The organism is Roseobacter sp. MH60115, from assembly GCF_015644665.1.
Classification (GTDB): domain Bacteria; phylum Pseudomonadota; class Alphaproteobacteria; order Rhodobacterales; family Rhodobacteraceae; genus Roseobacter.
Genome location: NZ_JADOBQ010000016.1, coordinates 1 through 3,992, shown reverse-complemented (window position 1 = coordinate 3,992; position 3,992 = coordinate 1). Strand labels below are relative to the sequence as shown.

Genomic DNA, 3,992 nt, shown 5'->3' with positions numbered 1-3,992 from the left:
TTGCGGGCCTTTTACGTGGCGTTTTGCACTGCGCGTTTGGTCATGACGGCGACCAGATGCGCGCGGTAGGCGCCGGTGCCGTGCAGGTCGCTGATCATGTTGTCCCCCGCCAGCGCAAGCCCCTCCAGCGCGGCGCCCGAGAAGTCCGACGACAGCGCCGCTTCGGCCTCTGACCAGCGGAACACCCCATCATTCGAGGCGCCCGTCACCGCCACCCGCACGCCCTCTGCGAACTTCGCCACAAAGACGCCGACCAGCGCAAAGCGCGAGGCGGGCTGCACGAACTTCTGGTAGTTCGACACCTCTGGCACCGGGAACCGCACCTCGGTGATGATCTCGCCCTCTTCCAGAGCGGTGTCGAACATGCCCTGGAAATAGTCATCCGCCGCGATCTCGCGGCTGTTGGTCACCACCGTGGCGCCCGAGCCCAGAACCGCGGCCGGGTAACAGGCCGAAGGGTCGTTGTTGGCCAGCGACCCGCCGATGGTGCCGCGGTTGCGCACCGCCGGATCACCGATATGGCTGGCCAGTGCCGCAAGACCGGGATAGGCGCCCGCCTCTGCCGCCACCGTGGCATGGGTGGTCGCCCCGCCAACACAGAGCCGCCCATCCGCGCCGGTGCAGACCCCCTTCATCTCGGCCACACCGCTCAGGCTCACCAGCACCGACGGGCTCGCCAACCGCTGCTTCAGCGTCGGGATCAGCGTTTGCCCACCCCCCAGCGCCTGCGCATCCTCGCGCCCCATGGCAGCGGCGGCATCAGCCACCGTGCCCGGTGTCTCTACATCAAAATTATACATCGCTTCGTCCTTTCCATCCGCCAGTTCAAAAGGCACATCTCACCTTCTTCTGGCGTCAAATATCCCGGGGCGTGAGGCCGGTCCGCGCCAGCGGCAAACTGTCCAGCGGACAGTTTGAGGCCGAACGGGGCGGAGCCCCGGACGACGGCTGACATCACACCCCGAACCCATCACTTCTGCATCGCCGCCCAGACCCGCGCCGGCGTCAGCGGCATGTCGATATGGGTCACATCCTTGCCGCCCCGTTGCAGCGCATCCACCACAGCGTTCACCACCGAAGGCGGCGAGCCGATGGCCCCGGCCTCGCCACAGCCCTTCACCCCCAGCGGGTTATGGGTGCAGGGCGTCTGACAGGAATGATCCACGCCGAACATCGGCAGATCATCCGCCCGCGGCATGGCGTAATCCATGTAGCTCGCACTCAGGAGCTGGCCGTTCTCGTCATAGGCACAGTTCTCCAGCAGCGCCTGGCCGATACCCTGCGCCAGCCCACCGTGCACCTGCCCGGTCACGATCATCGGGTTGACCACATTGCCAAAGTCATCAACGGCGGTGAAAGCCTCGATACTGACCTTGCCGGTCTCGGGGTCGACCTCCACCTCGCAAGCATAAGCGCCCGAGGGGTAGGTGAAGTTACTGGGATCATAGAACGCCGTCTCCTCCAGCCCCGGCTCGATATCCTCCAGCGGGTAGTTATGCGGCACATAGGCCGCCAGGGTCACATCGCCCCAGGCCACGGATTTATCCGTGCCCGCAACTGAGAAAGCGCCATCCTTAAGCTCAATGTCACTCTCGGCGGCCTCCAGCAGGTGGCTGGCGATCTTCTTCGCCTTGGCGATGATCTTCTCCGTCGCCCGCACCATGGCCGAGCCGCCCACCGCAAGAGAACGCGAGCCATAGGTGCCCATGCCCATCGGCGCATTGGCGGTGTCGCCATGCACGATCTCGACCATATTCTCGTCGATCCCGATCATATCGGCCACCACCTGGGCAAAGGAGGTCTCGTGCCCCTGCCCATGGCTGTGGCTGCCGGTCATCACCACCAGGCCGCCGGTGGCATTCACCCGCACCGTAGCACTCTCATAGAGCCCCGCGCGGGCGCCAAGTTGCCCCACCAGATTGCTGGGCGCGATGCCGCAGGCCTCAATGTAGCAGTTCACGCCCAGACCGCGCCACTTGCCTTTTGCCTCGGACACCTTGCGCCGCGCCTCGAAGCCGGACAAATCCGCCATCTCCTCAAGCTTGTCCATCGTGGCCACGTAATCGCCGGTGTCATATTCCACCGCCACTGGCGTGGCATAGGGGAACTCGGTGATGAAGTTCTGCCGCCGCAGCGCAATCGGATCGACGCCCAGCTCACGCGCGGCCTTGTCCACCACCCGCTCCAGCTGGAAGGTGGCCTCGGGCCGCCCGGCGCCGCGGTAGGCATCGACGGGCACCGTGTTGGTAAAGACCGCCTTGACGTTCACATAGATCAGCGGGGTCTTGTAATTCCCCGCCATCAGCGTGCCGTGCAGCCAGGTCGGCACCGAGGGCGCAAAGGTGCTGAGGTAGGCGCCCATATTGGCATAGGTCTCAGTCCTGAGCGCGGTGAAGTTATTGTCCGCATCCAGCGCCAGTTCGATCTTGGTCACGTGATCGCGGCCATGGGCGTCCGACATGAAGGCCTCCGACCGGCTCGACGTCCATTTGACCGGGCGGTTACAGGCCTTGGCCGCAAAGGTCACAAAGGCCTCTTCCTGGTAGTGGAAGATCTTGGTGCCAAAGCCGCCGCCCACATCCGGGGCGACCACCCGCAGCTTATGCTCCGGAATGCCCAGCACAAAGGCCCCCATCAGCAGGCGGATCACATGCGGGTTCTGGGAGGTGGTATAAAGCGTGTGATCCCCCGTCCCGCGGGCATAATCGCCCACCGCCACGCGCGGCTCCATCGGGTTGGCGACCAGCCGGTTGTTGACCAGCTCCAGCGTGGTCACATGCGCAGCCTTGGAAAAGGCCTCATCCGTGGCCGCCTTGTTCTCCTCCACAAACCCCCAGTCATAACAAAGGTTCGAGGTCAGATCGTCATGCACCTTGACGTCATCACTGGCCACCGCCGCCTTCATGTCGACCACCGCCGGCAGCTCGGCAATGTCGAGATCGATGGCCTCGGCCGCATCGCGCGCCTGCTCCAGCGTCTCGGCCACCACCGCGGCAACGGGCTCGCCCACATGGCGCACCTTGCCATGTGCCAGGATCGGGTGGCGCGGCTCCTGCATGGGTTGCCCGTGCTTGTCGGTCACCTGCCAGCCGCAGGGCATGCCGCCCACCGCCTCGAAGTCGGCGCCGGTGAAGACCTTGACCACCCCGGGCATGGCCTCGGCCGCCGACGTGTCGATGGCTGTGATCGTCCCATGGGCCACGTCCGAGCGCAGAAAGAACACATGCGCCTGCCCGTGGATGTTGATGTCATCCGTGTAATTCCCCGCCCCGGTCAAAAACCGGACGTCCTCGCGGCGCTTTGAGCTGGCGCCGATGCCTCCATCTTTTGGCATGTCATTCCTCCCTGATCAGCGGTGGCCCAAGGCCCACCTTACCTGTTGGTTGCAGACCGGCCGTTCCCCCGGGAACTTCCGGCTGTGAGTGTCCCGGCGCGCACAACCGGCAGGTAGGGTGGGCTTTCAGGCCACCCTTGCCAGGCGCGCGGGATCGTTATTCCGCGGCCACGGCGGCCACATCCTGGCCAGAGGCCGCCATGATCGCCTTGACGATGTTATGATAGCCGGTGCAGCGGCAGATATTGCCCTCCAGATACGCCCGCACCTCCGCCTCGCTGGGCTTGGGGTTCTCCTTCAAAAGCGCCGCTGCCGACATCACCATGCCCGGCGTGCAGAAGCCGCACTGCAACCCGTGATGATCCTGAAACGCCTGCTGAATGACACTCAGCGACCCATCCGCATTGGCCATCCCCTCAACCGTCGCCACCTCAGCCCCCGCAGCCTCCGCCGCCAGCATCGTGCAGGCCTTCACAGCCTCCCCGTTCACATGCACCACACAGGCCCCGCACTGCGACGTATCACACCCCACATGCGTCCCCGTCAGCTGCAACTCATCCCGCAAAAACGACGACAACAACGTCCGACCCTCAACAGAACCAGAACGCAAAACTCCATTCACAAACATCTCAACCATAAACATCTCAAAAACTCCCTC

3 protein-coding genes are annotated in these 3,992 nt (G+C 64.4%); all 3 read right to left on the bottom strand.

Annotated features, from left to right (window positions below; translation table 11 throughout):
* Positions 1-11 precede the first annotated feature (11 nt).
* Positions 12-800 (bottom strand): FAD binding domain-containing protein, encoded by a 789-nt coding sequence (locus tag ISX84_RS23060; protein ID WP_195822778.1) that lies wholly within the window; start codon positions 798-800, stop codon positions 12-14.
* A 170-nt stretch (positions 801-970) separates the two neighbouring features.
* The gene (locus tag ISX84_RS23055) at positions 971-3,334 is read right to left on the bottom strand and encodes a xanthine dehydrogenase family protein molybdopterin-binding subunit (RefSeq protein WP_195822777.1); all 2,364 of its coding nucleotides are present in this window, start codon (positions 3,332-3,334) and stop codon (positions 971-973) included.
* A 157-nt stretch (positions 3,335-3,491) separates the two neighbouring features.
* Positions 3,492-3,977: a (2Fe-2S)-binding protein gene (locus ISX84_RS23050; RefSeq protein ID WP_195822776.1), complete on the bottom strand. Its 486-nt coding sequence runs from the start codon at positions 3,975-3,977 to the stop codon at positions 3,492-3,494.
* Positions 3,978-3,992 lie beyond the last annotated feature (15 nt).

What these genes read in the sequence shown, in the direction of transcription:
- ISX84_RS23060 (WP_195822778.1), bottom strand. Translation starts at nt 800, where the DNA reads ATGTATAATTTTGATGTAGAGACACCGGGCACGGTGGCTGATGCCGCC.
- ISX84_RS23055 (WP_195822777.1), bottom strand. Translation starts at nt 3,334, where the DNA reads ATGCCAAAAGATGGAGGCATCGGCGCCAGCTCAAAGCGCCGCGAGGAC.
- ISX84_RS23050 (WP_195822776.1), bottom strand. Translation starts at nt 3,977, where the DNA reads ATGTTTATGGTTGAGATGTTTGTGAATGGAGTTTTGCGTTCTGGTTCT.